Source organism: Candidatus Sericytochromatia bacterium (assembly GCA_035285325.1).
Lineage (GTDB): Bacteria > Cyanobacteriota > Sericytochromatia > S15B-MN24 > JAQBPE01 > JAYKJB01.
On record JAYKJB010000132.1, the window covers coordinates 1 to 23,765 of the forward strand.

General features: G+C 63.1%; 29 protein-coding genes. 17 read left to right on the forward strand and 12 right to left on the reverse strand.

Annotated elements, in window-relative coordinates; genetic code table 11:
- Nucleotides 1–8 precede the first annotated feature (8 nt).
- Complete coding sequence (locus VKP62_15985) at nt 9–254, forward strand: acyl carrier protein (protein ID MEB3198697.1); 246 nt, start codon at nt 9–11, stop codon at nt 252–254.
- A 26-nt stretch (nt 255–280) separates the two neighbouring features.
- Here the strand turns inward: VKP62_15985 and VKP62_15990 are convergent, their stop codons facing one another.
- The 4 genes from VKP62_15990 to smpB all read right to left on the reverse strand — a co-directional run bounded on the left by VKP62_15990 (nt 281) and on the right by smpB (nt 2,761).
- Nucleotides 281–1,303: a beta-ketoacyl-ACP synthase III gene (locus VKP62_15990; GenBank protein MEB3198698.1), complete on the reverse strand. Its 1,023-nt coding sequence runs from the start codon at nt 1,301–1,303 to the stop codon at nt 281–283.
- Between the two features lie 169 nt (nt 1,304–1,472).
- A complete protein-coding gene (gene rpmF / locus VKP62_15995) occupies nt 1,473–1,664 on the reverse strand; it encodes a 50S ribosomal protein L32 (protein MEB3198699.1) in 192 nt (63 codons plus the stop codon).
- A gap of 56 nt (nt 1,665–1,720) precedes the next feature.
- Nucleotides 1,721–2,197, reverse strand: a complete 477-nt coding sequence (locus VKP62_16000; protein ID MEB3198700.1) for a DUF177 domain-containing protein — start codon at nt 2,195–2,197, stop codon at nt 1,721–1,723.
- 81 nt (nt 2,198–2,278) lie between these two features.
- The gene (gene smpB, locus VKP62_16005) at nt 2,279–2,761 is read right to left on the reverse strand and encodes an SsrA-binding protein SmpB (GenBank protein ID MEB3198701.1); all 483 of its coding nucleotides are present in this window, start codon (nt 2,759–2,761) and stop codon (nt 2,279–2,281) included.
- Between the two features lie 155 nt (nt 2,762–2,916).
- On the opposite strand from smpB, the gene rpiB reads away from it, so the two are divergent.
- The 10 genes from rpiB to VKP62_16055 all read left to right on the forward strand — a co-directional run bounded on the left by rpiB (nt 2,917) and on the right by VKP62_16055 (nt 9,291).
- Nucleotides 2,917–3,378 (forward strand): ribose 5-phosphate isomerase B, encoded by a 462-nt coding sequence (gene rpiB / locus VKP62_16010; GenBank protein ID MEB3198702.1) that lies wholly within the window; start codon nt 2,917–2,919, stop codon nt 3,376–3,378.
- A gap of 498 nt (nt 3,379–3,876) precedes the next feature.
- Nucleotides 3,877–4,584: a deoxyribose-phosphate aldolase gene (gene deoC / locus VKP62_16015; GenBank protein MEB3198703.1), complete on the forward strand. Its 708-nt coding sequence runs from the start codon at nt 3,877–3,879 to the stop codon at nt 4,582–4,584.
- Nucleotides 4,585–4,651: 67 nt separating this feature from the next.
- Nucleotides 4,652–5,296: a BMC domain-containing protein gene (locus VKP62_16020; GenBank protein MEB3198704.1), complete on the forward strand. Its 645-nt coding sequence runs from the start codon at nt 4,652–4,654 to the stop codon at nt 5,294–5,296.
- A gap of 69 nt (nt 5,297–5,365) precedes the next feature.
- Entirely contained in the window at nt 5,366–5,665 is a 300-nt protein-coding gene (locus VKP62_16025) for a BMC domain-containing protein (protein ID MEB3198705.1), read from the forward strand.
- Between the two features lie 4 nt (nt 5,666–5,669).
- Complete coding sequence (locus tag VKP62_16030) at nt 5,670–5,984, forward strand: EutN/CcmL family microcompartment protein (protein MEB3198706.1); 315 nt, start codon at nt 5,670–5,672, stop codon at nt 5,982–5,984.
- A gap of 46 nt (nt 5,985–6,030) precedes the next feature.
- Entirely contained in the window at nt 6,031–7,500 is a 1,470-nt protein-coding gene (locus VKP62_16035) for an aldehyde dehydrogenase family protein (protein MEB3198707.1), read from the forward strand.
- Nucleotides 7,500–8,078 (forward strand): BMC domain-containing protein, encoded by a 579-nt coding sequence (locus VKP62_16040; protein ID MEB3198708.1) that lies wholly within the window; start codon nt 7,500–7,502, stop codon nt 8,076–8,078. Before VKP62_16035 ends, VKP62_16040 begins: the two co-directional genes overlap by 1 nt.
- Before the next feature lie 12 nt (nt 8,079–8,090).
- The gene (locus VKP62_16045) at nt 8,091–8,372 is read left to right on the forward strand and encodes a EutN/CcmL family microcompartment protein (protein ID MEB3198709.1); all 282 of its coding nucleotides are present in this window, start codon (nt 8,091–8,093) and stop codon (nt 8,370–8,372) included.
- Nucleotides 8,369–8,650, forward strand: a complete 282-nt coding sequence (locus VKP62_16050; protein ID MEB3198710.1) for a EutN/CcmL family microcompartment protein — start codon at nt 8,369–8,371, stop codon at nt 8,648–8,650. The genes VKP62_16045 and VKP62_16050 overlap by 4 nt, the downstream gene beginning before the upstream one ends.
- A complete protein-coding gene (locus VKP62_16055; GenBank protein MEB3198711.1) occupies nt 8,647–9,291 on the forward strand; it encodes a class II aldolase/adducin family protein in 645 nt (214 codons plus the stop codon). The genes VKP62_16050 and VKP62_16055 overlap by 4 nt, the downstream gene beginning before the upstream one ends.
- Nucleotides 9,292–9,358: 67 nt before the next feature.
- On the opposite strand, the gene VKP62_16060 is transcribed toward VKP62_16055, so the two are convergent.
- Nucleotides 9,359–10,282, reverse strand: coding sequence for a hypothetical protein (locus VKP62_16060; protein ID MEB3198712.1), 924 nt, complete (start codon nt 10,280–10,282; stop codon nt 9,359–9,361).
- Nucleotides 10,282–10,878, reverse strand: a complete 597-nt coding sequence (locus VKP62_16065) for a hypothetical protein (GenBank protein MEB3198713.1) — start codon at nt 10,876–10,878, stop codon at nt 10,282–10,284. The genes VKP62_16060 and VKP62_16065 overlap by 1 nt, the downstream gene beginning before the upstream one ends.
- A gap of 194 nt (nt 10,879–11,072) precedes the next feature.
- Between VKP62_16065 and VKP62_16070 the strand changes: the two genes are divergently transcribed.
- From VKP62_16070 to VKP62_16090, 5 genes are read left to right on the forward strand one after another with little or no spacing between them, the layout of a single operon-like run.
- Nucleotides 11,073–12,068 carry an ABC transporter ATP-binding protein gene (locus VKP62_16070; protein MEB3198714.1) on the forward strand — a complete coding sequence of 332 codons (996 nt, stop codon included), beginning with the start codon at nt 11,073–11,075 and terminating at the stop codon, nt 12,066–12,068.
- On the forward strand, nt 12,069–13,115 hold the full coding sequence (locus VKP62_16075; GenBank protein MEB3198715.1) for a dipeptide ABC transporter ATP-binding protein: 1,047 nt from the start codon (nt 12,069–12,071) through the stop codon (nt 13,113–13,115).
- A gap of 8 nt (nt 13,116–13,123) precedes the next feature.
- A complete protein-coding gene (locus tag VKP62_16080) occupies nt 13,124–14,836 on the forward strand; it encodes a peptide ABC transporter substrate-binding protein (GenBank protein ID MEB3198716.1) in 1,713 nt (570 codons plus the stop codon).
- Between the two features lie 3 nt (nt 14,837–14,839).
- Nucleotides 14,840–15,868 carry an ABC transporter permease gene (locus VKP62_16085; protein MEB3198717.1) on the forward strand — a complete coding sequence of 343 codons (1,029 nt, stop codon included), beginning with the start codon at nt 14,840–14,842 and terminating at the stop codon, nt 15,866–15,868.
- Nucleotides 15,869–15,882: 14 nt separating this feature from the next.
- Nucleotides 15,883–16,788, forward strand: a complete 906-nt coding sequence (locus VKP62_16090; GenBank protein MEB3198718.1) for an ABC transporter permease — start codon at nt 15,883–15,885, stop codon at nt 16,786–16,788.
- On the opposite strand, the gene VKP62_16095 is transcribed toward VKP62_16090, so the two are convergent.
- Complete coding sequence (locus tag VKP62_16095) at nt 16,789–17,043, reverse strand: hypothetical protein (GenBank protein ID MEB3198719.1); 255 nt, start codon at nt 17,041–17,043, stop codon at nt 16,789–16,791. It abuts the gene before it with no gap.
- Between the two features lie 215 nt (nt 17,044–17,258).
- Here VKP62_16095 and VKP62_16100 point away from each other — a divergent pair, with 215 nt between their 5' ends.
- On the forward strand, nt 17,259–18,047 hold the full coding sequence (locus VKP62_16100; GenBank protein ID MEB3198720.1) for a gamma-glutamyl-gamma-aminobutyrate hydrolase family protein: 789 nt from the start codon (nt 17,259–17,261) through the stop codon (nt 18,045–18,047).
- Between the two features lie 13 nt (nt 18,048–18,060).
- Here the strand turns inward: VKP62_16100 and VKP62_16105 are convergent, their stop codons facing one another.
- From VKP62_16105 to ileS, 5 genes are all read right to left on the reverse strand, one after another.
- Nucleotides 18,061–18,606, reverse strand: coding sequence for a hypothetical protein (locus tag VKP62_16105; GenBank protein ID MEB3198721.1), 546 nt, complete (start codon nt 18,604–18,606; stop codon nt 18,061–18,063).
- A 69-nt stretch (nt 18,607–18,675) separates the two neighbouring features.
- Complete coding sequence (locus VKP62_16110; GenBank protein ID MEB3198722.1) at nt 18,676–19,224, reverse strand: pentapeptide repeat-containing protein; 549 nt, start codon at nt 19,222–19,224, stop codon at nt 18,676–18,678.
- Complete coding sequence (locus tag VKP62_16115) at nt 19,221–19,433, reverse strand: DUF2997 domain-containing protein (protein ID MEB3198723.1); 213 nt, start codon at nt 19,431–19,433, stop codon at nt 19,221–19,223. Before VKP62_16115 ends, VKP62_16110 begins: the two co-directional genes overlap by 4 nt.
- On the reverse strand, nt 19,412–20,935 hold the full coding sequence (locus tag VKP62_16120) for a tetratricopeptide repeat protein (protein MEB3198724.1): 1,524 nt from the start codon (nt 20,933–20,935) through the stop codon (nt 19,412–19,414). The genes VKP62_16115 and VKP62_16120 overlap by 22 nt, the downstream gene beginning before the upstream one ends.
- The gene (ileS, locus tag VKP62_16125) at nt 20,935–23,748 is read right to left on the reverse strand and encodes an isoleucine--tRNA ligase (GenBank protein ID MEB3198725.1); all 2,814 of its coding nucleotides are present in this window, start codon (nt 23,746–23,748) and stop codon (nt 20,935–20,937) included. Before ileS ends, VKP62_16120 begins: the two co-directional genes overlap by 1 nt.
- Nucleotides 23,749–23,765: the final 17 nt, after the last annotated feature.

Sequence of the window (23,765 nt, forward strand, 5' to 3'; positions counted from 1 at the left end):
TTCTGAAAATGGTCGCCAGCGAAAGCGAAGTGTTCGAACGGATCAAGAAGATCGTGATCGAGCGTTTGGACGTCAGTGATGCCTCGGTCACGCTGGACGCGGGATTCACCGAAGACCTCGGAGCGGACTCGCTGGATACCGTGGAGTTGGTGATGGCCTTCGAAGAGGAATTCAACGTCGAAATTCCGGACGAGGATGCCGAGAACATCAAGACCATCCGCGATGCCGTCAACTATGTGGTGAAAGCCGCCTGAGCCAACATCGGGGGCGACGCCGGCTTTCAGGCCGGACCGTTCCAGTCCGCGATGGCGGACCCCCACGTCAGCCCTGCCCCGAAACCTGACAGGCAGAGGGTATCGCCGCGCTTGATGCGGCCTGCGCCCACCTCCTCGGCCAGCACGATCGGAATCGAGGCCGCCGAGGTATTCCCGTAGCGGGACAGGTGACTGGGGACGCGCTCGAGGGGCACCCCCAGACGAGTGGCCACACCTTCCAAAATGCGCTGATTGGCCTGGTGCAGCAAGAAGGCGTCGATGTCGTCCAGCTCGCACCCAGCCATGTGACAGACCTCGCGGATCTGGTCCGGGACGGTATCCAGCACAAACTTGTAGATCTCGCGACCGTTCATTCGCATGAACGATTGCGGTCGGCTACGCGGCACGCAGTCGGTTGGTGAAGCGTCCGGCGCGATCACCAGCTGGTCCGCCCGGGTGCCATCGGTCGCCAGCTTGAGCGCGTGAAGCCCTTCGACCTGACCTCTTTCCACCACCACCGCCCCGGCGCCGTCACCGAACAGGATGCTGGTATTGCGGTCCTCGTAATCCATGAACCGGGAGAGGGCATCGGCGCCCACCAGCAGGCAGCGCGTGTACAGGCCGGTACGAATGAACTGGCTGACCACCGCCAGACCAAAGACAAAGCCGCTGCAGGCCGCTTCCATGTCGAAGGCCACCGCGCGCGTGGCGCCAAGGTGCGCCTGTAGCCAGGCCGCAGTGGAAGGCATCGGATGGTCCGGACTGGAGGTCGCCACCACGATCAGTTCCAGCGACGCCGGCTCCACTCCGGCCATCGAGAGCGCCTCCCGCGCAGCCGGCAGGCAGAGCTCCCACAGGTTTTCCTCTGGGGCCAGTACCCGACGCGTCGCGATGCCGGTTCGGCTGCGAATCCACGCGTCGCTGGTGTCAAGACGCGCAGCGAAGAAGTCGTTGGACAGCACCCGTGTCGGCAACTGCGCGCCCACGCCCGTCAGGGCGACGGGATGAAGGCCGGCTGGGAGGGGGTCACTGCCAGGTTGGGCAGGCATGGCGTATCTGGCCTTGTGTCAAAGGGCTGCGGGAGCGGGCCCGCCCGAAAAGGGAAAGGCGGCCGACGCCCCTGCCCCAAGCCTTGGGGCGGAACATCGACCGCCTCCTGAAGACTTTCCGGACCGGCACCTTTGATCCCGGTCACGGATGGTCCGCAGGGCGGAGGGTTTAGCCTTCCGCGGCGGGGACGCCGTACTGCCGACCCTTGTAGGTGCGGCAGCTCTGGCAGAGGGTGTGCAACAACATCGGCGCGCGGCAGGTCGGGCACGTCGTCAGGTTGGGAATGTGGATGCTGTTCATCCAGTGCGAGCGGCGGTGGCCGGTGCGCATGTTGGTGTGCTTCTTTTTAGGCTGGGGCATCGGGGCGTTCTCCGGGCGAGACGACGGCGCCGGCCGTCGATGGCGATAGTCAGGGGTCAGTGCTTCCCGTTGCGTTCCGGCTGAAAGCTGCTGAGTGCGGACCAGCGAGGGTCGAGACTGACGGTCTCACTGCTGGACACCAGAGGTTCACATCCGCACAGCTTGCGTACCGGCAGGCTGAGCAACAACGTCTGACGAACCAAATCACTAACGTCGAGGTAGCCCGAGAGCGGTACAGTCTCCTCCACCTCTTCGGCAGAGGGAACCGTATCGACCACTTCCAGAGCTTCCGTCAGTTCGAAGGCCACGGGCGCTTCGAAAAAAGCGCCGCAACGATCACAACCCAGGCGGATGCGGGACTGAAAGGGGCCGGTCAGTTGCAGCAAGTGATCGCCAATGCGTTCAACCCGCAGCTGACCCTTCACAGGTTCCACGAGCTGTTCGCCTTCATCAGGCAGCGCGAGCGACTCGTCAAAGTCGTACCACGTGACCGAACTCGGTGCTTGCAAAATGCTCGATACCAGGATCTGCATGTTGCGCTCCCGAACCCGACCAAAACAGCCTTATTATCATAAGAGAGGGCTAAGGACGTGTCAAGAAACGGAATCGTCCTGTCAGCGATGCCGTTCTCGCAGCTCGCGCGCGGTGTCACGGGCGACATCTCGCTTGGCGATTGCGTCCCGCTTGTCGTGGAGTTGCTTACCCTTTGCCAGACCCAGCTCCAGCTTGGCCCAGTCGCCATCCCAATAAAGCTTGAGCGGGACAAGTGTCAGCCCCTTCTCTCGGGTCTTCCCCAGCAAACGGAAGATCTCCGTCTTCTTGAGCAGCACTTTGCGGCGTCGCAAGGGGTCGACGTTGTAGATGTTGCCGTGGGTGTAGGGCGCCACGTGCATGTGATAGACCCAGACCTCGCCATCTTCGATGCGAGCAAAGGAGTCCGTGAGGTTCACCTTGCCCATGCGCAGGCTTTTGACCTCAGTACCGGTCAGCACCATTCCGCAGTCGAAGCGTTCCAGGATGTGATATTCGTGGAAGGCCCGGCGATTGTCGGTAATGATGCGGTGTGGCCGCGCTGGGGCTTTCTCGGGGGCAGCCAAGGCGAACGACTCCAGATGGGGGGCGGGCAAATTTCAATCATACACCCTCAGCAGCGCAGGCGTCGCCTTGCCTGAGGGTAACCTGGTTGGTTTCGTGGGAATAAAGGCCGCGGGGTCGGCCTGCTGGCCGCCTCGCCACGGAGGACGAGACCGACTTGCGCATCGCACTGGCCGCGGATCATGGCGGTTATGCCTTGAAGGAATATCTCAAGAGCCTGCTGGTCTCTTGGGGGCACGAGCCCATCGATATGGGCACCCACTCGGCGGCGGCGGTCGATTACCCTGACTTTGCTTTGCTCGGTGCTGCGGCCGTGGCTCAGGGCCAAACGGAGCGGGCCATTTTGCTGGATGGTGCCGGAATTGGCTCCGCGGTGGTGGCGAACAAGCTGCCAGGGGTGCGAGCCGGCTGTTGCAACGACCTGTTTTCGGCCCGCAATGCGAGGGCCCACAACGACACCAATGTTCTCACCCTGGGCGCGCGGGTGATCGGGGAGGGGCTCGCCAGTGAGATCGTGAAGGTCTGGCTGGAAACGGCGTTCGAAACCCGCCACCTTCCCCGCATCGACAAGATCGTGAAGCTTGAACAGCAGCTGTTCGGTGGCGCGCTGAAAGGTTGACCCCCCATGGATCTGAACCGGTTGATTGCGCGCGTGACCGATGAGGTGAGGGCTCAGGTCCAGTCGTTGCCTGTCGGGTCGTCGGCTGTGGATTCGCCTGCGGGAGATACCGTGGTGCTGTACACGCGGGCCGTTGCAGGTCTGCTTGCTCTGCTGGAACGCCTGGTGGCCGAGGGCGGAACGGTGGCCCTGCTGATCCCCCAGCACGGGGCGTATGGTGTCGATGTCCAGCGCATCAAGGAGATCGGGGTGCGCGTGTCGACCGTGACGCGCCAGCGCGGCCAGTTCGCCTGGCCGGAGGGAGCAAACCGCTTCACTCGCTTGCTGCTGCCGGGGCTTCACGAGGTGGCCGTGCGCGAAGTCGGGGGGCTGCTCGATGCGGCCCTGGCGCGAGCGCGTCAGCTCGCGGTCCCGGCGATCGCCCTGCACGGCTCCGACGTGGACGGCTCGGCCGGTCCGACTCCGACATGGTTGCCGGCAGGGGTGCAGTGGCAGCCCATGGCGACCTATGGCGGCCCCCGGGGCCCAGGTCGCCGGGCCGCTGAGCTGGCGCCCATGATCGATCACACGCTGCTGCGGGCCGACGCGACGGAGGCCGACGTTCGTCAGCTGTGTGCCGAGGCCGCCGAGTGGAAGTTTGCCTCCGTGTGTGTCAACCCGTCCTGGGTGCCGCTGGCCAGCCAGCAACTCAAGGGCACCGGTGTCATGGTGTGTACCGTGATTGGCTTTCCCCTCGGGGCCACCGACGCCCGGAGCAAGGGAGACGAGACGCGCCATGCGGTCGCCGCAGGGGCGGACGAGATCGACATGGTGCTGAACGTGGGCGCGATGAAAAGCAAAGATTATGAAACCGTGGCCCGTGACATCGCTGCCGTGGTCCAGGCGGCAGCAGGCAAGACCGTCAAGGTGATCCTGGAGACCGTGTACCTGAGCGACGAGGAAAAGGTGGCGGCCTGTCTGCTCTCCAGGGAGACTGGGGCACATTTTGTGAAGACCTCGACCGGGTTCGGACCAGGAGGGGCCACCGCGGCGGACATTGCCCTGATGCGTCGGATCGTGGGTCCCGTGATGGGGGTGAAGGCCTCGGGGGGGATTCGCGACACGGCGACGGCGCTGAAAATGGTCGAGGCGGGGGCCAGTCGCCTCGGTTGCAGTGCGAGTGTGGCGATCGTGAAGGGAGCCAGTGCCTCCGGCGGTGGCTATTGAACCGGCAACCAGGGCGAGCGGGCGTGCCGTGGCCAAACGTTCGAACTCAGCAGAAAGGGAGACAAGCGTGAGTGCAGGATCCGACCAGAAACCCAAGGTGATATTGCGGGCCTACGCATTTCTGGACACGGTCCAGCCGCAGTTTGCCTCTTTCATCTCCACCACGGCGCAAGGCTATCTGCCCACGGCAGGGCAGTCGATGCTGTTCGTGGAGGTGGCTCCCGGCATGGCCATCAACGATCTGGCAGACAAGGCCCTCAAGGGGACGCGTGTGCGCCCCGGCATGATGATCGTGGAACGCGCCTTCGGCATGCTCGAGGTGCATGAAGACAGCCAGGGAGAAGTCCGCCAGGCTGGCCAGGCCATTCTGGATGGGATCGGGGTGGGAATCGGGGAGGTCCTGAAGCCGAAGATCGTCAGCAACCAGGTCATCCGGCACGTGTCGGACTTTCAGGCCCAGCTGATCAACAACTTCCGCCGCGGCAACATGCTGCTCGGCGGCCAGACCCTCTTCATCATGGAAACCGAGCCAGCCGCCTATGCCGTGCTGGCCGCCAACGAGGCTGAAAAGGCTGCCAACATCAACATTGTCCATATTCAGCCCTTCGGGGCGTTCGGGCGGGTGTATCTCGGCGGCGAAGAAGCCGATATCGAGGTCGCCAAGGAAGCGGCCCTGCGCGCGGTGGAAGGCCTCGGCGGTAAGGCCTGGTAACACGACGTTCCCGGAAAATTGCATTCCCAGCCCCCCGCTTGGGGGAACACGACAAGGAGACCAGACACCATGTCAGACGCTCTCGGCATGATCGAAACCACCAGCTTTGCGGCCCTCGTGGAGGCGGCCGATGCCATGGTCAAAGCCGCCAAGGTGGAACTCACGGGTTACGAGAAGACCGGGGGCGGATACGTCACCGCCGTCGTGCGGGGAGATGTGGCCGCCGTGCGGGCTGCCACCGAAGCCGGTGCCCGCGCCGCGGAAAAAGTGGGCTCCGTGGTGGCCGTGCATGTGATTGCGCGCCCACATTCCAACGTGGATCGCGTGATGCCGCTCGGCCGCACCGGCGCCGACGCCCCGCGGGTCTGAGACCGTGCAGATTGGGGTGGTTTCCGGGACGGTGGTTTCCAGCCACAAGGACCCCCGTCTGTCGGGATGTAAACTGCTCGTCGTGCGCCAGGTCGATCTGGAAGGTCGTCCCAGTGGACCTTACGTGGTGGCGGTAGATGCCGTGGGCGCCGGCCCGGGCGAGTACGTGCTGTTCGCTACCGGCTCATCGGCTCGCCAGACCGACGCCACCGAGAATCGTCCCGTCGATTGCACCATCATGGCCATCGTGGACATGTGGGAGGTCGACGGGGTGGTTCATTATCAGAAGGACGCGCCCGTCTCCGTCGCTGAAGAATGAGCGCGCCGGGCGTTTGACCTGACGCCCGCGCGCGAGGAAGGCTCGCATGACACACGTGAACGAAGCTCAGGTGCGAGACCTGGTCTCCCAGGTGGTGCAACGCCTGCAGGCCGACGGTAGCCTGCCTCGTCCCGCGGGAACCTCAGGTGCTGCTGGAGTCGTGCAAGCGACTGCGAAGGCCCAGGAAAACCTGTTTGGTGAGGTGGAATGCGCCGTCCGTGCGACCCGGCAGGCGCAGGCCGAGTGGGCCAAGGCCGGGCTGGAAGATCGACATCGTGTGGTGGCCGCGATCCGGGCCGTGGGACACCGCCATGCGGAAGCGCTCTCGAAACGAGCGGTGGAGGAGACAGGGCTCGGTCGATTCGACGACAAACTGGAGAAATTGCGCCTGGTGCTCGACAAGACGCCGGGCCCTGAGGACCTGGACAGCCGTCGTCGGGTCTGGTCCGGCGATCACGGGTTGGTGCTGATCGAACTGGCGCCCTACGGCGTGATCGGCGCAATCACGCCCACCACCAACCCAGCCGATACGGTGTTCAACAACGCCATTAGCTTCGTATCAGCCGGAAACGGCGCCATCTTCAATGCGCACCCGACGGCCCGGGAGGTGTCGAACTGGGCGGCGCGCCTGATCAATCAGGCCATCATCGAGGCTGGAGGCCCCGCCCACCTCATCACCGCGGTGGCCACACCCACAATCGAAACGGCCAACCAACTCATGACCGCGCGCGGGGTAGACCTCCTGGTGGTCACGGGGGGGCCGCACGTGGTCAAGGCGGCCCTGCAAAGTCGCAAGAAGGTGATCGCCGGAGGCCCCGGCAATCCGCCCGTGGTGGTGGATGAAACGGCCGACCTCGAACGGGCCGCGCGAGCCATCTACAAGGGCGCGAGCTTCGACAACAACGTCATTTGCACCCTGGAGAAGGAATGCGTGGTGGTGGCGGCGGTGGCCGATAAGTTGAAAGACGAGCTGAAGCGCTGCGGGGCCTACGAGGTACCGCCCCACCTGCACGACAAGCTGTTTGCGCACATCTTCAGTCAGGACCATGGGCCTGGCAAGGAAGCCGTCGTGAACAAGCAGTGCGTGGGCAAGAACGCCAGTGAAATTTTGGCGGCGATCGGGGTCACGGTCGACCCGGAGCGCTGTCGCCTGGCGATCGTCGAGGTCAATCGCAACCACCCCCTGCTCTGGACAGAGCAACTGATGCCCGTTTTTCCCATCACGCGGGTGCGGGATGTGGACGAGGCGATCGACCTGGCGATCGAGTTGGAGGGCGGTCGTGGCCACACCGCCTGCATGCATTCGCGCAACATCGACGCGCTCAGCAAGATGGCCCGGCTCATCAACACGGCCATCTTCGTCAAAAACGGTCCCTCCCTGGCTGGACTCGGAGCGGGCAGCGATGCCCCCACGGCCTGGACCATCGCCGGCCCCACCGGCGAGGGCTGCACCTCGGCCCGCCACTTCACCAAGGAGCGTCGGTGTGTACTCACCGACGCCTTCCGGATCGTCTGATGCGCCCACCAGACCCGGCCCATCCGGCGATCGCCCTGCTGGAGTTGGCCAGCATCGCACAGGGCTATTTTCTCGCTGACCTGGTGATCAAGAAGGCCCCAGTGCACTTGCTGGAAGCCGATGCCGTCAGTCCCGGCAAGTTCCTGTTGCTGTTCTCCGGCGATGTGGCCAGCGTGCGCGAGAGCCATGAAGCGGCCTTGGCCTGCGGGGCCGGGGAGGTGATCGACACGCTCTTTCTGCCCCACGTGCATGCGCAAGTGCCGGCCGCCTTGGCCGGGGAAACGCTCGAGGCTTCGCTGGATGCCGTGGGCGTGTATGAACTGTTCACCGTCGCCTCGGCGATCGCCTGTGCCGACGCGGCCCTCAAGGCGGCAGATATTCGCTTGCTGACCCTGCGGATCGCGCGTGGGATCGGAGGCAAGGCTTTTTTCACGCTCACGGGCAGTCAGAGCGACGTCGAGGCGGCTTTGGAGGCTGCCGATCAGCTGGCTGTTCCGGGCGGGACCCGGGTGCGCCGGATCGTGATTCCCAATCCGCACGGAGAGTTCCTCTCCTGGCTGCAACCTCCCCGGCACTGAAAGGGCTCTGGCATGTTTGTCGCGCAGGTGATCGGCACCCTGGTGGCCTCGCAAAAAGCACCCGCTTTGCGGGGCATCAAGCTCATGATCGTGCAACCCCTCAACCCGGCCTTCGAGCCCAGTGGGGAGCCTCTCGTGGCGGTCGATACGGTGGGCGTCGGGGTCGGCGAGCGGGCCTTTTGTGTGCTGGGCAAGGAGGCCGCCTTTGCCTTACCAGACCCCTATGCCGCCGTGGATGTGGCGGTGGTTGGTATCGTGGATGATCTCACGGTGCCTCGGGAGGTGACGCCATGATGTTGGCCCGCGTGACTGGCACGCTGGTGGCGACCCAGAAGCACCCCGCCTATCACGGGCAGCGCATCGTGCAGGTCCAACCGCTATCCCCTGATTTACGGCCGCAGGGCTCTCCGTTCTATGCCGTGGCCCACATGCAGGCAGGAGAAGGCGACCTGGTGCTGGTGGCGCGCGAGGGGGGTAGCGCGCGCATGTTGCTCGACCTTGGGGAGCTCCCGATTCACGCGGCGATCGCCGGCATCGTGGATGCCGTGAACGAGGAGGTGGGCCTGAAATGACCGAATGGCAGGCCCGACGCGACATTGTGGCGGTATGCGCCGCGATGTATCAAAAAGGTTTCCTGGCCGCCACGGATGGAAACGTGAGCGTACGCTGTGGTGACCGGTTACTCGTCACGCCGTCGGGCGTGGCCAAGGGCCAGCTGTCGCCGGACGCGCTGATCGTGACGGACCTCTTCGGGCGACGCCTTCAGGGGGCGGGCCAACCCAGTTCCGAGATGGCCATGCACGTGGCCGCTTACGCGGCACGGCCCGAGGTGAGGGCCGTGGTACACGGGCATCCTCCGCGGGCGATCGCCTTTACGGTGGCCGGACGGCCGATCCCGGGACAGCTGTTGCCGGAGGTGGTGGTGAGCCTCGGCGGCGAGATCCCGACCCTGCCCTACACCACGCCGACCACCGAGGAGGTTCCCGCCGTGCTGGGGCCGGCCTTGCGGGGCCACGATGTGGTCATGATGGCCTGGCACGGCGCGGTGTGTCTGGGCCTTGATGCCTGGGACGCGTATTACAAAATGGAAAAGTTGGAGCACCTCTGCGAGGTCGCCCTGTTTGCCGAGCAACTGGGTGGGGCGCGCCCGCTGTCAGCCGAACAGGTGGCCAGGCTCAAAACGCTGGGTTCGACAGCCCCCCCACAGTGCTGACACCCCCCTGTGAACCGCGCTCGGGAGGCTGTCTCCGCCTGAGGCGCCGGGAGCCCAAACGCCAGCCTCAGTGGGCGTAACCGATGGGCGGGTGGTCGGCCATGTCCTCGAGGACCGGCCGCACCAGAAACATGTAGTCGCGGCTGGGCATTCGGGCCAGTTCGGCCGGGGGATAGCTGCGCGTCGCACTGGCGGCCATCACGAAGGCCAGATAGCGACCAGCCCCTGGGGGCCAAGGCGTGCCGAATCCCGAACCGAAAAACCGCTGGGTATGGATCGCGGACTCCGGACTATCCAGGGCCTGCAGCAGGCTGTGCGCCATCGCGCGCGAGGCGTGATGCCAGCCTGAGAAATGGCTCGGAGGGGTGTCAAGGTATTCGTTCCAGGGTCGTCCTGGCACCGCTCGCTCCGCCATGGCCAATTTCAGACCCTCCAGCTGGAGGCGCCGAGAAAGCGTCAGTGCCTCAGCCGTCTCCTCCGGCCCCTGGGAGGCCATCGCGTCAAGAAACGCCTTGGCGAAGGCCATTTTCGTCCGAGTGGGGTGGTACGGCAGCAGGTGCCGCGCATTGAGCGCCAACACGGCGCCGTTCTCGCCAGGCACGTAAACCCAGGGACGCGGGTCAAGGCAATACCACATGCTGACTTTCAGGCCGGAAGTGCCCGAAATGGGTTCCAGCCGACGAGCGACGCTTTCGAGGTCGGAGCGCCAGCGCAGGGCAAACTGGCCCAGGGCACGGGTCGGGACCTCCAGGCCGTTGCTCTGGCGCACGAACAGCAACTTCTGTTCGGGGGAGCGGTCGCGGTAGAACAGTGGATCGAGCGCGCGGGCCTGGGCCGCTTCATAGGCGGCCATCGCGTGCCGGGGCCCACTGCCCACGGCCACCAGAAACTCCGGCAGATGGTCTTCGACGGCCACCAGCGCGTCCGCCGGGCGGGCCCATCCAGCCAGCAGGGCAGCGGCCCACAGGGCCCGAATCACGGTGTGATGCATCAGGGATTGCGCCTCTCTCGCCAGAACTTCCAATCGTCAATGGGGTCGTCCCGACGCTTCGCGGGCAGTCGGTCCAGCCCCGTGAGCCCCGGTCGTGCCTCCCGATAGGTGTGGAAGGCCACTGCGGTGCCGAGCCCCTGGCCGACCCCCATGGCGACCGCCTGGGCCGTGGGGTCTGACAGGCCCGTGAGAGATAGGCCCCGCGTGAGCAGCAGCCCGCCCCCGATTCCCAAGAGGGCCCCCGCCCCGGAGACGGCCAGCAGGTCCAGCGCCAAGGGGCTATCGCGATAGGTCACCAGGCCGACCGTCGGCAGTCCCCAGACCAGCGCCACCGCCGCGCCGGCCGCCAGGCCATCAGAGGCCTGCGCCCCTTGCCCCAACCAGGGCGAGAGCAGGCCCACCAGGCGCCATCCCAGCATCGCCGTGAGACCTACCAGCGAGGCGTCGACCCAGAGGGAGCCGGTGGGGGCCTGAGGAGGCGTCTGCAACACCAAAGGAGGACCCGAGCGGGACGGGCTGGCCGGGGAGGCGAACGCCGAGGTCGCTGGACATGCCAACGTGGTACCGAACAAGCAAACGGCGAGCAAGCGCTTCACCCTTACTTTCTACCCGCTCGGAAGGGTCTTTTCGCCTCTTTCCTGGCGGTTGGAAGGTCGCTTTCGCAGGGGAGCGCAGGCCGTTGCGGGCCGGATAGATTGAAAAGAAGGCGTGGGGTATAATGCCCCGGTATTTCGCGCCCAGGTTGGGCGATTGCGCCCGGTTTTCGGGCTTGCCTCGAGAGGACCCGCGCGTGGCGGAACCGCTGCTGAAAGTTTCAGGCCTCAAAACCCATTTCTTCACGGACGAAGGGGTGGTCAAGGCCGTGGATGGCGTGGACTTTGAAATTCCGCGCGGGGGCATCCTGGGGATTGTGGGGGAATCTGGATGCGGAAAAAGCATCACCTCCCTCTCCATCATGCGCCTGGTCGCTCAGCCGCAAGGCCGGATTGTCGACGGGCAAATCTTGTTCAACGGACAGGACCTGTTGAAGCTCTCTGAGCCTGAGATGCGGCGGATCCGAGGCAACCGGATTGCACTGATCTCTCAGGACCCGATGACCTCGTTGAATCCCGTCCTGACGGTCGGTGATCAGATTATGGAGGCGATCATCTTGCATCAGGGCCTGTCCAAGGCAGACGCCCGCAAGAAGGCCATCGAAATGCTGGAGCGGGTGGGCATTCCGAGTGCCGACACCCGCATTGATGACTATCCACATCAATTTTCCGGGGGCATGCGCCAGCGAGTCGTGATTGCGATGGCGCTCTCCTGTGAGCCGGACCTCTTGATCGCCGACGAACCCACCACTGCGTTGGACGTGACCATCCAGGCCCAGATTCTCGACCTGATGCGGGACATCCGAGACCGCAACAACGCGGCCGTCATCATGATCACGCACGACCTCGGAGTCGTGGCGGAACTCTGCGACACGGTGGCTGTGATGTACGCGGGCAAGGTCGTCGAGTACACCGACGTCAACACCATCTTCCAGAATCCCCAGCACCCCTACACCCAGGGACTGATGAAGTCGATTCCGCAGCTTGGGGTTCGTCAGGAACGCCTGACGCCCATCGAGGGTCAGCCCCCAAGCCTGTCCAAACTGCCCGCCGGCTGCTCGTTCTCGCCCCGTTGCCCGCAGGCCTGGGCCAAATGCGCCGAATCGCCTCGCCTCGAAACGACCGATTCTGGTCACCTGGTCCGTTGCTGGCTCACGAAGGAAGCGAGCGCGCTCGCCAAGGAGGCCAAGTAAGTGTCTGACACCCTCATCGAGGTCCGGGACCTGGTCAAGCACTTCCCCATCACGCGGGGCGTGTTGTTTCAGCGTCAGGTCGGGGCCGTCAAGGCAGTCAATGGCCTCTCGTTCGATATCAAGCAGGGTGAAACCCTTGGACTGGTGGGCGAATCCGGCTGTGGCAAGTCCACCACGGGGCGCCTGATCCTTCGTCTGCTCGAACCCACTTCAGGCGCCGTGCGTTATCAGGGCCGGGATGTGCTCTCCTTGTCACCCAAGGAGATGCGGGAACTTCGGCGCGATATGCAGATCGTGTTCCAGAATCCCTATGCCTCGCTCGATCCGCGCATGACGGTGGGGGATTCCATCGCTGAACCGCTGCGAGTACACGGGATCGTGCGCGGAGATGCCCTGCACAAGCGCATCCGAGAGCTGCTTGACCGCGTGGGGCTGAACCCGACCTATGCGGACCGCTACCCCCACGAATTCAGTGGGGGGCAGCGTCAACGCATCGGGATTGCGCGCGCCTTGGCCATCAATCCGAAGTTTGTGGTCGCCGACGAGCCGGTCTCGGCGCTCGACGTTTCCGTTCAGGCGCAGGTGCTGAATCTGCTTGATGATCTGCAAGCTGAGTTCGGGCTGACGTATCTGTTCATCGCGCACAACCTCAGCACCGTGCAGCACATCAGCGATCGCGTCGCGGTCATGTACCTCGGCTCGATGATGGAGTTGGCCAATTCGGACGAGCTGTACGCCAACCCGAAGCATCCTTACACTCAGGCGTTGCTTTCGGCGGTGCCCGTGCCCGATCCCGCGGCCATGCGGGAGCGGGTCAAGCAGCGGGTCATTTTGCAGGGGGACATCCCCAGCCCCACCAACCCGCCGAGCGGCTGCGTCTTCCACACGCGCTGCCCCCACGCGATGGACGCTTGCCGGAGTCGCGTGCCAGTGGCTCGTGACCTCGGCAACCGCCATCTGGTGGCCTGTCACCTCTACGACCCTGAGGTGTCCCCGGCCGTGACAGCCACGGTACCTCAGGCGGCCACACCCACTCTGGATTCTTGAAAGCCGGCATGCCGACCTCTTCTCAACCCCTTCTCCGCTTCGCCCGCCAGGGGGCCTGCTTTGGCGTGAGGCTGGCCCTGCTGGGCTCGCTTCTGACGGCTTGCTCAGCCGAGACCAAGATCGTCGATAACGGCGCCATCGTGGTCTTTCATCAGCAGCAAGAACCCGATGCGCTCAATGGTCTGCTCTCGGACATGGTGGCCACTTCGGATGCCCTGCGCCCGATCCAGGAAGGCCTGGTCACGGTGGATGACCAGCTGCGGGTGGTTCCCGTGCTGGCCACCGAAATCCCCACCCCGGAGAACGGTGGAGTGGTGGTGAACGGGGGCCGGATGACCGTCACCTGGAAGCTTCGCAAAGGCGTGAAGTGGCACGATGGAAAGCCCTTCACCGCCAAGGACGTCAAGTTCACATGGGATGTCATCATGCATCCGAAGACGCGGGTGACCAGTCGCGATGGCTTCGACAAGATCGAGCGGGCTGAAATTTTGGATGACCATCGCATTCGCTTTCACTTCAAGCAGATCTATGCGCCGCACGAATTGCTCTTCAGCGGGGGAGGTGCGATTCTTCCGCGGCATGTGCTCGAACCATACTTGCTGGACCCGAAGGGCGATTCCATTAACAAGGCGCCGTTCAACCGCAAGCCCATCGGTACCGGCCCCTTCAAGTTCAAGGAATGGGTCGATGGCGACCACATCTCCATGGTGGCCTTCGATGATTACTGGCGCGGGCGTCCCAAGGTCGATGGCCTCAAGATGCGCATCGTTCCAGATGAGAATGCGGCATTTACCCTGTTGAAGTCAGGTGAAATCGATCTCTATCAGAGCGCCAGCATCAATCAGTTTCAGGCGCTGCAGAAACTCAAACACGTCAGCATCAAGCCGCTGGCTTCTTTGACCTGGGAGCACATCGACTTCAACCTCGGTAAACCGATGTTCCAGGACATTCGGGTGCGACGGGCGATCGCCCACGCCATCGACAAGCGGCAGATTTCGGAGAAAATCTACCAGGGCCTGTATGCGGTGGCCCACTCCGACCTGGCCCCCCTTTCTTGGGCCTATAACAAGGCCATCGAAGACCGCTACCCCTATGACCTGGACCAAGCGCGCAAGTTGCTGGATGAAGCCGGCTGGACTCCAGGTCTGGATGGCATCCGGACCCGTGGGGGCGAGCGTATGGCGATCCGCATTTCCTCGACGGCGGGACGCAAAACCCGAGAGCTGACGGAGCTGGTCTTGAAGTACTACTTCAAGAAGGTTGGCGTCGAACTTCAGATCGACAATTACCCGGGGCCGATCCTTTTCGGGCCGGCGCCAACCGGTATTCTCAAAGGATTCAAGTACGATCTTTCGCTTTCGGCCTGGTCGGCTGGCCCGGACCCCGACAACTTCGCCCTCTGGCACTCCAGCCAGATTCCGCCGGCAGGCCAGAATCACGTGCAATTCCGCCATCCTGAAATGGACCATTTGCTCGAGGCTGGGACCAAGTCCATCCGCCGGAGCGACCGGATCAAGGTGTACCATCGAACGGCTGAAATCCTGGCCGATCAGGTGCCGATGATCCCCCTCCTCTACTGGTCCCAGCTAGACCCGGTCAACGTGCGGCTTCGCCATTTCAAGCCCAATCCCTCCAGCAGTGGCAACTTGTGGAATTGCTATGAGTGGGAAGTGGTCCCGCTTGCGCAGGCCCTGTCTGCCCCTCGCACCCCGGAGAACTGATTCGTGGGTCGTTACGTCGCTCGTCGCCTGCTGGTCTCCCTGCCCTTGCTGGTCGGGGTATCTCTGATTCTCTACTTCTTGATGCGGTTGGCGCCGGGTGGGCCAGAAGCTGTGTACGGGCAGAACCCGCACGTTCGGGCGGAGGACCTGGCCCGAATTCGCGAACAAATGGGCCTCAACGACCCGATCTACCTGGCGTACTTCAAGTGGCTTGCAGCATTCCTTCAAGGCAACCTGGGCGTCTCTCTGTTCACGGGTCGCTCGGTGGCTGACATGTTATTGGAGCGTCTGCCCAACACGGTCTTGCTGATGGGGGCCTCATTGATTTTCAGCGTGGCCATCGGCGTGGTATTCGGGGTCATTTCCGCCATTCGACAATACTCCTGGTTCGACTATGCCGTCACCACCTTCGCTTTCTTCGGCTATTCAATGCCGACGTTCTGGTTTGGCATCCTCCTGATGATGGGATTCGCGGCCAACGACTACACCTTTCACGTGTTCGGCCAGGTGTGGACCACCGGCCACTGGTTGCCCGCAGCCGGGATGTTCGGGGCAGAGCGGGAGGGAACACTCCTGGACCTCTTCCGAAGCTTGGATTTGGCTGGCTTGGCGGATTTGGCCAGCCATATGGTGTTGCCAGTCGCCGTGCTGAGCATCGTCAGCATCGCCTCCTGGTCGCGCTATGCACGTTCAAGCATGCTGGAGGTGATTCGGATGGACTACGTGCGTATGGCCAGGGCCAAAGGGCTCAGCGAGTGGACGGTCATCTCCAAACATGCCTTGCGCAATGCCCTGATTCCCGTCGTGACCCTGGTCGCACTGGCCATTCCGAGCCTGTTCGCCGGAGCATTGATCACGGAGCAAATCTTTGCCTGGCCGGGAATTGGGCGATTGTTCATCGATTCCCTCAACAAGTCTGATTATCCTGTCGTGATGGCGATCATGTTCATCTCAGCGGTGCTGGTCGTCGTCAGCAATCTGCTGGCCGACATCCTCTACGCCTCGCTCGACCCGCGCATTCGCTTCAACTGAGAGGAATTTTGGCCTTGCATTCCGCCGATGCTTCCCAATCGCCCGCGGACGTGGCCCCGACCGAGGCCTACTGGGCAGGCGTCTGGCGCCGTTTTCGCAAGCACAAGCTGGCACTGGCGGGCCTCATTGCGCTGGTGAGCCTGGTGCTGGCTTGCTGGGGGGGGCCCTGGCTCTTGCCTTATGGTTTTGACGACCTGGACCTGGATCACGCCAAGGAAGCGTTTTCCTGGGCCCACCCGCTGGGCACGGATGAACTGGGCCAAGACACGCTGGTTCGTTTGTTGATCGCGGGACGCACGTCGCTGACCGTCGGTCTGGCAGCGGCCTTGTTTGGTGTGGTGGTGGGCTCGGCCCTGGGGGCGTTGGCTGGTTACTACGGCAAATGGATGGACGGCCTCGTGATGCGGACGGCCGATGTGATGCTGGCAGTCCCGGTGCTCATGCTGATGATGGTGCTGTCGACTTTCCTCAAATCGATGAATTTCCCTGGGGGCCAGATCGGCATCATCATTTTCATCTTGGGAATGACGGGCTGGATGACGGTCTCTCGCCTCGTGCGTGGCGAGTTTTTGACCCTGCGCGAGCAGGAATTCATTGAGGCGGCTCACGCTCAGGGCATGCAGGACGGGCGCATCATCGTGCGACATATGCTACCCAATGCGATGGCCCCGATCTTTGTGGCCGCTACCCTTGGCGTCGCGGATGCCATCATGATGGAGTCTGCCCTCTCCTTTTTGGGTTTCGGCATCCAGCCTCCCGTGCCGACCTGGGGCAACATGCTCACCAATGCGCAGCAATACATGATCGATACGCCCTGGCTGGCCGTGTATCCGGGCCTGCTGATCTTCCTGACGATTGTCAGTGTCAATTACGTGGGCGATGGTCTGCGAGATGCACTGGACCCCAAGCTCAAGCGCTGATCAGTCGCCCCAGTACTTGGACAGCCCCAGAACGCGCAACATCTGTTCAGCGCGCTTATAGGCTTTCTCCGGAATGCCGGCGGTGTTCCGGGTGCCGCGCAACTTGTCCATAATGACGTACACACAGATGGGGTCCAGGTCAAAGGTGGTCTCGTCGATGATCTGACGAAACTTGGCCATGGCAGCCCGCTCCGAGGCTTCGATGCTCGCGCGGAGACGCTGGTGTTCGGCGGAACGCTGAGCGGGGTCAGTCACTGGTTTTCTCCTCTGCCCCACGATCATACTGCGAATGTCGCATCTCCCCCAGCGTGTTACCGCCCGAAGCCACGATGTTTGCCTGGTGAAATGTGCCGCAGGCCTTGGAGCAATGGGGGTTTTGTCGCTTCCCTGCGGACGCGGGGATGGGGTATAACAGTCCAGGCGGCCTCCGCTTGAAGTGGCGGGCGCGGATCAGCAAAGGGTAGGGGAACTTGGCCGTCTTCATCGGACTCACCGGTAACAGCGAGGGCATGTCGAGCAGCGCCGCCAGCGGCGATTTTGGTGGCTTTGGCGTCAGGCCGCCGCTCTACTTGATCTCGCAGGATTATTGCAAGGCCCTCATCTCAGCCGGCGCCATCCCGGTATTTATTCCCCCGGTCGGGGATGCCATGATCCCCTCTTTGGTAGAGTCCCTGGACGGCATCCTGTTCTCCGGTGGGGTCGACATCAACCCAAAGGAGTATGACGAGGCGGCTCATCCCTTGCTGGGCGACCTCGATCTGGAACGCGATTCCTTTGAGTTGGCCCTCTTTGCGCACGTCTGGCACAAAACCTCCCTGCCAGTCCTGGGGGTCTGTCGCGGCCTGCAATTGTTGAACGTGGCCCTGGGAGGATCGTTGTGGCAAGACCTGCCCAGTCAGCGTCCCAGCCCGGTCCATCATTCTCAGCGTGACCACCGATACAAGGCGGTTCATCCCGTGCGAGTCGACCCTGAGAGCTATCTGGGTCAGATCTTGCCCAAGGTCATCGCGGTGAATTCCCTTCACCATCAGGGCATCAAGGATCTCGCTCCGGGGTTGCGTGCTTCGGCTTGGAGCCCGGATGGCCTGGTGGAGGGCGTGGAGGCCGTGGACCATCCATGTCGCATGGCCGTTCAGTGGCATCCGGAAAATCTGGCCGGCTCCTACCCCGAGTTTCTGCGAATTTTCGAACGGTTTATCGATTTTGCTCGGCAGGCCCGCGAGGCCCGGGTTTCGGGAAGCGGCCCTGTGGTGGCTTGAGTCTCCAGGAAAATCAGAGCAGCACCTTCAGGCCCAGCACGTCTCCTCGCCCATTCAAGCCAAAGGTCCACTCAAGGCCTGGCCGATGCCGATAGGCCACCTCAATTCCAGACGCACGCCAGGGCTCGAGGGCGGTGTAAGCACCTGCCAGGTTGAAACGTACGCTCCAATGCAGGCCGAAGTGGAAGGCGCTGGCCAGCCCGACCATGGGGGCAACACTCTCAAGGTTCCCGAACGCCGGTCCAGCCGCCTGCAGACCTCCCACCAAGGCCAGGTGGTAGGGGGCGTCGACCGGATTCCCGGCCAGGCGCAGCAGGGTGCGCACCTCCACGCGTGCACCGACAAAGGCGCGGCTTCCGATTCCGGCCCCCAGGGTCAGGTGGGGCGCCACGGGAACATCGTAGCTCAGCCCGACAGACTGCCCGCCGGCCAAGCCCAGCCGGGAGGCTGTGCCCCAATCCGCGGCAGGTTGGGTGCTGGCTCGGACCTCAGGAGTGACCGCGACCCAGCTGGTTGCCAGGCAGGCGAGGCAGGTCGAGAACGCCAGCAGCTTCGTCACGTCAGCCTCCCGGGAAACAAGGGTCGCTACTTGTCAGGCCGCCATCCAAGACAGGTGACTCACAGCTGCTCACTGGGGTGGATCGATGGCGCCGTGGAAGCGAGCGCTGCGGATGTTCGCCCCATCAAAGTCGGCAGAGGTCAGGACCGCGCCATCAAAATCCACCCCTGCCAGGTTGGCCTCGGAGAGGTCCGCCAGTTTGAGGTTTGCGCCGCGCGCGGAGGCACCCGCCAGATTGGATTCGGAACAGTCAGCCGCGTGGAGACAGGCATCCTCGAGGTCAGCACCGGCCAAATTGGCCTCTGACAGGTCCGTGGCCTCCAGGTTGGCACTCCGGAGGAGAGTACCGGCCAGGTTGGCCTCTGAGAGGTCTGCCCCCACCAAGTGGGCCCCTGTCAGGTCCGCGCCAGCCAGGTTGACCCCACACAGGTCAGCCCCGGCCAGTCGACTTCCGGCGAGCTGCGCGCCGGCGAGGTCTGCCTCGGCAAGCTGAGCATTGGTGAGGTCAGCTCCGGCCTGCACGGCGGCCTCGAGAACGTCCCGTAGATTTCCGTCTGCGTGCGAGCCGCGGTAAAGAACTGCATCGGTGGTCTTATGACGAATTTCGACTTGCATCATCGCCCGCTCTCCCAGCGCCCCTGAGCGTTCCAGTTGGGCTGAACCTCTGACTGGTTCAGATACGCTTCAGGCTTGAGCTCCCTGGATTCGATCAGCCCCAGTCCCTGCTCCAGCGCCCGGGTGAGGTCCAGACAAGCCTCACCAAGGACACCTTGCACGTGAAGCGTGACCTTGCCATCCGGCGAAATCAAACATTCGATTTCTTCCACGCCACTCCTCTTTCGTTGGCGACCGGCCGCCCCTCTGCCTTCGGAGGGGGCGGTTGGCTCTTGACCGGAGCGTCGCGGCCCTCCATCGTCGCTTGGATCATACCCAATTTCCGATCCAGAGCGGTTTTGGCATCGCCGGAAAAATGGGCCTGGGTCAGCAGTTCCACGGCCTCGGCTCCCCGCCCAAGCTTCCACAGCGTGGAGGCAAGGCCGTCCAGGGCGCCTGGACTGTGAGGGTCCTGTCGGACGGCGAGTTCGAAGGTTTCTCTCGCGGTTTCCAGACGACCTTGATGAAAACAAACCCAGCCCAATCCCACCCTGGCGTCCGTCAAGCGCGGGTCAATTCGCAGCGCCTTCTGATAGGCCCACAGGGCCTGGTCGTATTCACGCGCCTCAAGGTACGCGTGGCCCAGGCTGCACGGAAGCTCGGGATCGCGTGGTGATCGACGCGCTGCTTGATTGAATGCCTCAGCCGCCTCGGTCCAGCGCCCGGCCAGAAAATGAGCCCTCCCGAGCGCACTCAACCAGTTGGGGTCACCCGGTTGGGCGTCGTTCAGACGGGAAAAAATCACCTGTGCTTCTTCCGCGTCCGCAGACTCCAGCAGGGCCTCTCCAAGCGCAGCCGCCGCTTCGCCGTCTGCAGGGTCGCGGCGCAAGATTTTTCGCCAGTAGACCGCCGCCCGATCATGAGCCCCGTGCTGGGCATACAGCCTGGCGAGTCGATGGTCGAGGTCCGTCATCGTAGGGCGCTTGTGGGTGAGTTGCATCAGGTGATAGGCGGCCGCCTCCCACTGCCCCAATTGTTCCTGAATGCGGGCGAGGCTTTCATGGGAGCGCGGGTCGTCCGGCCACAGCCTCAGGGCGTCTTCGAGCAGCGGAGCGGCCTGCGCTGGATCACCCCGCATCTCACAAACCGTAGCCAAACCGAAGTAAGCCTCGGGATCCTGCGCGCCGGCCGCGATGGCACGCGCCAGGGCGTCTGCGGCTCGACCCAAGGCGGGCGGATCTTCCGCCATATGAGCCCAACCCAAGCCGACCAACGCCCCCGGATGGCGGGGGGCATTCAATTGCGCCCGCCGGAAGGTCTTGATGGCGGCCGCCGCTTCACCATTCCATAATTGGGCCCAACCGAGAGCCGACAGGGCCTCAGGATCGGTAGGCTGGGCCACGATGACCCCCTTCAACAGGGTGATGGCATCGGCCAGCTGGCCCCGTTCCAGATGAATGATGGCCATGTTGAAGCGGGCCGTCGGATGCTCCGGCTCCAACTCCAGGACCCTGAAATACGCTTCGAGCGCGTCCTCCAAGGCGCCAGCCCGCATGTGACGTTCGCCCTGGGACAGCCATTCGTCCGCCTCACGCCCCGCTGGCCATTCATCCGCGGGTTCGCTTAGCGGCCCCGGCTGCCCACCTCCCGGGAGGTGCGAATTGAAGCGCCAGCTGAGTCCATCGGTCTGGGGCGGAGGCACCCCCTCGCGCTCTGGTCTGGGCGCGCGCGGCATCAGAGCGTAACCACCTCGACGCAACGCCGGCACAGCGTGTCGTGCTCTGCGTCCTGGCCGACCGAAGGCGAGTATACCCAACAACGTTGACACTTGTGTCCCTCCGCCGGGGCGATGGAAACGCGCAGGGAATCTCCTGGCTCTGCGGTGTCACTCACTCCCGTGGAATCCAGCCGGACCTCCGAGACGAGAAGGATTTGAGCCAGTACGTCGGTCGGCAGGGTGTTCAAGTGTGCAGCCATGTCTTGGCTGAGAGGCTGAAGCACGACACACGCCTCGAGGGCTGATCCGATCATCTTGGCTTGTCGAGCCTGCTCCAGAGCCTTCAACGCGATCTCCCGCCATTCCGCCACCTGGGCCCATTTCACGGCCAATTCAGCATCCAGCCAGGATGCGTTGGGAGCCGGCCAATCCGCCAGGAAGACACTCTCTGGTTCGGGTTTCAACGCGTCAGGTAGATGGGCCCAGATATCCTCCGCGAGATGTGAGAGCACCGGCGCAATCAGCACACACAAAGCCGACAACACCTGGTCCAGCACGGTCTGGGTCGCACGCCGAGTGGCACCATCCGCCGCGTCGGTATAAAGAGCATCCTTGCGAATGTCAAAGTAAAAGCTCGAAAGGTCGACCACGCAATAGTTTTGAATCACCTGGTAAAAACGGAAAAATTCAAACGCCTCCAGGGCGTCGGTCAGCTCCTGGGTGACTTCGGCAAGGCGATGCAACGCGTAGCGATCAATCTCGGGCATTTCTTGGAAAGGAACGGCATCCCGAGCGCGGTCGAAGTCATTCAGGTTGCTGAGCATAAAACGGGCTGTGTTGCGAATTTTGCGGTAGATATCGGCCATCTGTTTGAGGATGTTGTCCGAGATCCGAACGTCGTTGGTGTAGTCGACGGAAGCAACCCACAGGCGCAGCACGTCTGCTCCATACTGCTCAATGACCTTACTGGGCTCCACCACGTTGCCCAGCGACTTGGACATTTTTCGGCCCTGTTCGTCGAGCACGAAGCCGTGTGTGATGACCGTTCGATAGGGCGCTTGCGCCCGCGTCGAGACGGCCGTGAGCAGGGAGGACTGGAACCAGCCCCGATACTGATCGGTCCCTTCAAGATACAGGTCGGCCGGCCAGGAGAGCCCTTCGCGGGTCTCGAGCACCGCCGCGTGGCTGCTACCGGAGTCGAACCAGACGTCCATGATGTCCTGCTCTTTACGGAACTCTTTGCCACCGCAGCGCGAGCACGCGAGGTGATCGGGCAACAGTTCACTGGCCTCCTTGCGCCACCAGGCGTCGGAACCCTCGCGAGCAAAACACGCCCCCACCGCCGCGATCGACTCGGCGTTCAGCAAGGGCTCGTTGTCCTGAGTACAATAAAAAATGGGAATGGGCACGCCCCAAGTGCGTTGCCGGCTGATACACCAATCAGAACGATTGGCCACCATGTTCTCGATGCGGCGCTCCCCACTGCCAGGAATCCACTGCACACCTCGGATGGCCTCAATGGCCGCTTGCCTGAAACCATCGACCGAGGCGAACCATTGCTCCGTTCCGCGGTAGATCACGGGCTTGTGACAGCGCCAGCAATGCGCATAGGCGTGTTGCAAGGTGCCTTCGTGGACTAGGAACCCGGTGTCCGCCAACCGCTTGATGATGATCGGATTCGCCTTCGAATAACGCAGGCCCGTTACCAGGGAGCCGGCTTCTTCCGTGAAAACCCCCTGCGCATTGACCGGTGCGAAGACGGGAAGCTGATACTTGCGCCCCACCTCAAAATCTTCGAGACCGTGGCCTGGAGCCGTATGCACCAAGCCTGTACCCGTTTCGGCCGTGACGTGTTCACCCAGCACGACCAGACTCGTCCGAGGCAAAAACGGGTGTTGCGCTTGCAACATCTCCAGTTCTGCGCCCACAAACTCCACCACGACCTCACCGGTCGTACCAGTCTCCGCCAAAAACTCACCCTGGCGCTCCTGCGCCACCATCAGATAACCATGATGATCCGTGCGCAGCACGACATACTTCATCTTCGGGTGAACGGCGATGCCAAGGTTGGCTGGCAAGGTCCAGGGGGTGGTCGTCCAGATCACCAGATTGATGGGTTCTGGAATATTGGACAACTTGCCGACCATGGCCTGGCTGGTGGCCTTGAGTGGAAACTTGACATAAATGCTTTGGGAAACGAAATCGTCGACGTACTCGATCTCTGCTTCTGCCAGGGCGGTCTCACACGTCGGACACCAGTAGACCGGCTTCAAGCCGCGGTAAATGAAACCCCGCTGGGCCATCTGGCCAAACACTTCAACTTGCTTGGCTTCGAATGCCGGATCCATGGTGAGATAGGGATTGGCCCAGTCGGCCAGCCCACCAAGCCGCTTGAAGCGCGCCTGCTGACCCTCAAGATTTTTCTCCGCAAACAACCGACACTTGGTGCGCAGTTCCACCGGTGTCATCGCGTGGCGGCCACCCTCTACGTCCTTCAGGACCGCGTGCTCGATCGGAAGCCCATGGCAATCGTAACCAGGGATGAAGGGAGCACGAAAGCCGCGTAAGGACTTGAACTTGACCACAATGTCTTTGAGCGTGCGATTCAACGCGTGCCCGATATGGATATTGGGAGAACTCAGGTAGGGCGGACCATCATGGAGCATGTAGGTCGGGGCAGCCTTGCGCTTTTCTTGAACCCGCGCGTACAGGCCCAAGGTTTCCCAACGCGCTTGAATTTCGGGCTCACGTTGGGTCGAGTTGGCGCGCATGGAGAACGCGGTCTGGGGGAGATTGAGAGTCCCCTTGTAATCGCGCTGTGCCGTGGTCATGACCCCTTCATTAGACT

Excerpts from the sequence above, each read along its gene's own strand:
- VKP62_15985 (MEB3198697.1), top strand. The coding sequence starts at position 9 with ATGGTCGCCAGCGAAAGCGAAGTGTTCGAACGGATCAAGAAGATCGTG.
- VKP62_15990 (MEB3198698.1), bottom strand. The coding sequence starts at position 1,303 with ATGCCTGCCCAACCTGGCAGTGACCCCCTCCCAGCCGGCCTTCATCCC.
- rpmF (MEB3198699.1), bottom strand. The coding sequence starts at position 1,664 with ATGCCCCAGCCTAAAAAGAAGCACACCAACATGCGCACCGGCCACCGC.
- VKP62_16000 (MEB3198700.1), bottom strand. The coding sequence starts at position 2,197 with ATGCAGATCCTGGTATCGAGCATTTTGCAAGCACCGAGTTCGGTCACG.
- deoC (MEB3198703.1), top strand. The coding sequence starts at position 3,877 with ATGGCGACCTATGGCGGCCCCCGGGGCCCAGGTCGCCGGGCCGCTGAG.
- VKP62_16025 (MEB3198705.1), top strand. The coding sequence starts at position 5,366 with ATGTCAGACGCTCTCGGCATGATCGAAACCACCAGCTTTGCGGCCCTC.
- VKP62_16035 (MEB3198707.1), top strand. The coding sequence starts at position 6,031 with ATGACACACGTGAACGAAGCTCAGGTGCGAGACCTGGTCTCCCAGGTG.
- VKP62_16040 (MEB3198708.1), top strand. The coding sequence starts at position 7,500 with ATGCGCCCACCAGACCCGGCCCATCCGGCGATCGCCCTGCTGGAGTTG.
- VKP62_16045 (MEB3198709.1), top strand. The coding sequence starts at position 8,091 with ATGTTTGTCGCGCAGGTGATCGGCACCCTGGTGGCCTCGCAAAAAGCA.
- VKP62_16050 (MEB3198710.1), top strand. The coding sequence starts at position 8,369 with ATGATGTTGGCCCGCGTGACTGGCACGCTGGTGGCGACCCAGAAGCAC.
- VKP62_16055 (MEB3198711.1), top strand. The coding sequence starts at position 8,647 with ATGACCGAATGGCAGGCCCGACGCGACATTGTGGCGGTATGCGCCGCG.
- VKP62_16060 (MEB3198712.1), bottom strand. The coding sequence starts at position 10,282 with ATGCATCACACCGTGATTCGGGCCCTGTGGGCCGCTGCCCTGCTGGCT.
- VKP62_16080 (MEB3198716.1), top strand. The coding sequence starts at position 13,124 with ATGCCGACCTCTTCTCAACCCCTTCTCCGCTTCGCCCGCCAGGGGGCC.
- VKP62_16110 (MEB3198722.1), bottom strand. The coding sequence starts at position 19,224 with ATGATGCAAGTCGAAATTCGTCATAAGACCACCGATGCAGTTCTTTAC.
- VKP62_16120 (MEB3198724.1), bottom strand. The coding sequence starts at position 20,935 with ATGCCGCGCGCGCCCAGACCAGAGCGCGAGGGGGTGCCTCCGCCCCAG.
- ileS (MEB3198725.1), bottom strand. The coding sequence starts at position 23,748 with ATGACCACGGCACAGCGCGATTACAAGGGGACTCTCAATCTCCCCCAG.